This is a genomic window from Quyinboa ferrireducens (assembly GCF_042436675.1).
Lineage (GTDB): Bacteria > Bacteroidota > Bacteroidia > Bacteroidales > UBA5342 > JBHJHP01.
The window spans coordinates 1-3,006 of the sequence record NZ_JBHMVA010000044.1; the positions used below are offsets into that span (position 1 = coordinate 1).

At 37.0% G+C, this 3,006-nt stretch carries 4 protein-coding genes; all 4 read left to right on the forward strand.

Annotation, left to right across the window (positions count from 1 at the left end; all coding sequences use genetic code 11):
- Positions 1-370: 370 nt before the first annotated feature.
- The 4 genes from ACE01N_RS20170 to ACE01N_RS20185 all read left to right on the forward strand — a co-directional run bounded on the left by ACE01N_RS20170 (position 371) and on the right by ACE01N_RS20185 (position 2,805).
- Positions 371-670 (forward strand): type II toxin-antitoxin system RelE/ParE family toxin, encoded by a 300-nt coding sequence (locus ACE01N_RS20170; protein ID WP_375721243.1) that lies wholly within the window; start codon positions 371-373, stop codon positions 668-670.
- Positions 671-673: 3 nt separating this feature from the next.
- A complete protein-coding gene (locus tag ACE01N_RS20175; RefSeq protein WP_380592827.1) occupies positions 674-958 on the forward strand; it encodes an addiction module antidote protein in 285 nt (94 codons plus the stop codon).
- Positions 959-1,574: 616 nt separating this feature from the next.
- Positions 1,575-2,000, forward strand: a complete 426-nt coding sequence (locus ACE01N_RS20180) for a hypothetical protein (protein ID WP_380592829.1) — start codon at positions 1,575-1,577, stop codon at positions 1,998-2,000.
- A 226-nt stretch (positions 2,001-2,226) separates the two neighbouring features.
- Positions 2,227-2,805: a hypothetical protein gene (locus ACE01N_RS20185; RefSeq protein WP_380592831.1), complete on the forward strand. Its 579-nt coding sequence runs from the start codon at positions 2,227-2,229 to the stop codon at positions 2,803-2,805.
- Positions 2,806-3,006 lie beyond the last annotated feature (201 nt).

The following is a 3,006-nucleotide window of genomic DNA, read 5'->3' on the forward strand; positions in this document are numbered from 1 at the left end:
AATTTTACACTTGATTTAATCCATAAACAGTATGAAATTGGCTATTGGAAAAGAGAAAGTATTAAAAAACTGTTCTCAGAGGTAAGAAAGAGACAAGGTAAGTTATCAAATACTGATCATATAAAGTAAAAACAACAAAGCCTAACACGCGGTCATAGTGCATGGCAGTACTTTTAAAACCAAATAACTCAACGTTCGCTGTCTGCTCCTTTCGTCCTGACAGTTCCTATCCTATCGGACAGAAACTGCCACGACACCATACCGCGGGAACGTTGTGGCGCATTTTAACAGAACGCTCAAAAATCAACGAACAATTTTTAAAATTCAAGAAATCTATCTAAATTTGTATCCAAATGAATACAACAACTAAATGTACTTTATTGAAAAAACGATAGAATTTGACAAGTGGTTGAGAAAGTTAAAGGACTTAAGAGCAAAAGCGAAAATTTTGTTCAGAATCCAAAAACTTGAAAACGATGAGCACTTTGGTGACTGCAAACCCGTTGGAGACGGAATCAGCGAATTGAGAATAAATTTTGCCAAAGGTTACAGAATTTACTTCAAAGAAACAGACGGAAAAATAATAATTCTGTTGATTGGAGGAGACAAATCAACCCAGCAAAAGGATATCGAAAAGGCAAAAGAAATTTGGAACAAATTAACAAAGTAAAAAATGGAAACTTCAAAATTTGACATAGCAGACTATTTGGACAGCAAGGAAATGATTGCCGAATATTTAAATTCTGTTTTGGAAGAAGGCGACAACTCCGATATTATCACCGCACTCGGACATATTGCAAAAGCTATCGGAATGACCAAAATTGCAGAAGAAACTGGAATGAGTAGACCAAGTTTATATAAAGCTTTGTCTGACGGAGCAAAACCGCAATTCTCGACAATAATGAAAGTTTTGAAAGCAGTTGGAGGACAAATAAGAGTGAGTCCAATATCCGCATAAAAAATAAAAACGACGCCACAACACGCGGTCATAGTGCATGGCAGTTATTTTAAACAAAGTGTATAAACGTTCGCAGCAAGCGCCTTTCGTCATGACAGTTCCTATCCTATCGGACAGAAACTGCCACGACACCATACCGCGGGAACGTTGTAAATAATGCCGTGATTAGTTGTTTGATTATTTTAAAACTGGCTTCCACCCTCTTTCGGCTGAAGCAGGGAACGTTCTTTTTAAAACTGGATCATCGTTTGATTTAAACCAGGTGTCGGGTGGAATCTCAGTCTACAAAACTTTGAAGATTCATATTTTGACGCAATATCGTTTTGGGTTGATGCAATATCGTAGAGTTTTTGATTTAAATTATCCGGCCATGGGTGGCTGAATCTCATTTGATTTGCCGGAGTGTTTAATTTGTAGAGCATCAATTTAAAGAGCACCCGTGAGAGAACAAAAGAAGGCACTATTTACAACACGCGGTCATACTGCATGGCAGTATTTTTAAACAAAATATTTCAACGTTCGCAGGCTGTCTCTTTTGTCCTGACAGTTCCTTTCCCGTCGGAAAGAAACTGCCACGACAGCATACCGCGGGAACGTTGTGCCCCATTTTGAAAAAATGACAATTGAAGAACTAAATAGCGAACTCAAAAAAATAGGCGTTTCTGACGACAGGTATTGTCTGCAAGGACTTTTCGGCTCAACTGATGATAATGACAAAATCGCTATGACAATCAAAATGGGAAAGTACACGGCTGAATATGAAGTCTATTATAGAGAACGTGGCGAAAAGCATTCCTCAAGAACATTTACAAACGAAACAGATGCTTGCGAATATATACTCAGTAAAATCCAGGAAGAGCTAACAATTAAAAAAGTTCAAAGCGTGGTTGGACTTGGCGGAATGACCGTTAATGAGAGACTGTACGCAACAGGACTAATGGACGAATTTGACCGGACCAAAAAGAAAAATAAAGCACGAGCCACACAGATTTTGAGAATTTTAAGGGTTGATGAACCTTCAATCAAGAAAATTTTAAAATGAAAAACGGGGCACAACACGCGGTCATAGTGCATGGCAGTATTTTAAACCAAATAATTCAACGTTCGCTGCAAGCGCCTTTCGTCCTGACAGTTCCTATCCTATCGGACAGAAACTGCCACGACACCATACCGCGGGAACGTTGTACACCATTTACTGACTTAAAATGCTTCGATTAATTTTTCTAATACAAATATGTTTTTTGAGTGTCCATGCGATCTGTCAAGAAATGAATGCTTATATTATCTTGAACTCTGGAAACGATACAGATACAATAGCATTTTTGGCTTGGAAAACCAGCGAATCTAAAACGCATTATTCAAAAGTGGATTTATCTCCATGGGAAAATTTGATTGATAGCGGTAGTTATGATTACAATAACCTAAAACGTGGACTATGGATTGAATATCCTATTGACACTTCTATAATGAATTCAAAATATAATATCCGGAATGATTCGTTAAATTCTAAAATTTACAAACCGACTCTGTCTAAAATGATTGGAAATTACTTTCATGGTAAAAAAAATGGTAGATGGGAAATTTATGGGAAAGCATTTGATTCATGGGAACTAGAAAAAACTATAGAATATAAGGACGGTGTAAAGAATGGAGTTGAAATAACATATAGTCCGTGGAGCACAGACACAATAATGAAAACAATCTATGAAAACAATAATCCCATTGAATTCAGACAATATGATCCGCCTAATAAAATAAAATTCGTACTTAGAACAAAAGGTGAAAAATGTTTGAAATATGATTATGATTCTAATGGAAAAATTATAAAAATAACAGAAGTCGAATAAAAACGGTGTACAACACGCGGTCATAGTGCATGCGGTTTTGTTTTAATTTGCAAATTCACATTCCGTATGCCGTCGTTTTCGGCTTGACTATCTACACTTCGTGTGACAGTCAACCGCACGACACCATACCGCGGGAACGTTGGCGGTAATTAAAAAATGACAAGACGGATAGACATATTAATTCTTCTGATTATGATGTTG